Annotated in this window: 1 protein-coding gene; it reads right to left on the bottom strand. The window is 67.5% G+C overall.

The features are described from left to right. A partial coding sequence (locus ABIA33_RS38070; protein WP_370088834.1) for a transposase occupies positions 1-1,064 on the bottom strand: 1,064 nt, incomplete at its 3' end. Between the last annotated feature and the right edge of the window lie 2 nt (positions 1,065-1,066).

The raw sequence follows: 1,066 nt of genomic DNA, 5'->3' as shown, positions 1-1,066 counted from the left end.
GGTGCTGTGCGGGTCAGCAGGCTGTGGCGGGTCCAAAGGCATAGCTGGGAGGTGAGGTTCTGGATGGATCGGCGCACAGTAAGTCCCAGGTGGTGGGCGAGGTCGCGGGCGTGCATGGGTTGGTTGTCGTGCGCGGCAAGAACCTCGCAGAGTTGGTCCCAGGGGCTGGAGGCTTCCCGGGTCGGATCGCGTGTGGTGGGGAGCACGGGTGGGTGGACGGTGACGTCGACGGCGGTGATGGGTGTGCTGCCGCGGGGGCGTGGATCGCGGTTCCAGGTGTGGTAGCGGGAGATCCCGCGTTTGGCGACACGGGCTGAGGTCCGCGGGCGGCGTTTGGGGAGCATTGCGCGCAGGAGGCAAGTGCCGATGTGTCCGACCAGGTAGGCCTGGGTGTGGTCTCCGGTGGTCGCTGTTGGACCGGCGATGAGCGCGATGGTGTCGCGGGCGGCTTCCAGAGCGACGGTGAAGGCGGCGCGGTCCGGGTCGGCACCGGGTTGGGTCTCCACGGCCGTGACCATGGCTGATCGTAGGGCTTGGTAGAGGGTGAGCAGTCCCCATAGTTCCTGGGTGAGTCCGGCGGGATCCTTTGAGCGTAGGACGCGGCCCTTGAGTAGTGTGTGACGTAGGGCCAGGTAGGCACACTCGATCTCCCAGCGCTCGTGGTAGAGGCCGACGAGCCGGTGGGCGGGGTCGGTGCGGTGGTCGGTGAGCGTGGTCAGCAGCCGGTAGGTGTCGCCGAAAGTGGTGCCGTCGGCGGTGCGGGTCTGGATCTCGGCCTCGATCACGCGCAGGGTGAGCCCGGCGATGCGTGTGAGGTAGGAACCGTCGGGCAATAGGGCCAGGACCGGCGGGTGCCGACGACTGGTGCAGCGCACCAGGAACTGTGTGCCGCGGCGGGCGATCTGTGCGAGGAGATCGTTGGTGTGGAAGGCGCGGTCCGCCAGGAGCAGCATGTCCGGGGTCAGATTCGAGGTCAGCTCCTGTGCGTAATACGTTTCGCCCCTGGCTACAGGGCCGAAGGCTGCTGCTATCAGGCCGCGGGTGCCGGTTTCGCACAGGGTCATGA

This window comes from Streptacidiphilus sp. MAP12-16, assembly GCF_041262165.1.
GTDB lineage: Bacteria > Actinomycetota > Actinomycetes > Streptomycetales > Streptomycetaceae > Streptacidiphilus.
Note: the sequence above shows the minus strand (reverse complement) of the source record. Positions and strands in the feature narration are given on the sequence as shown.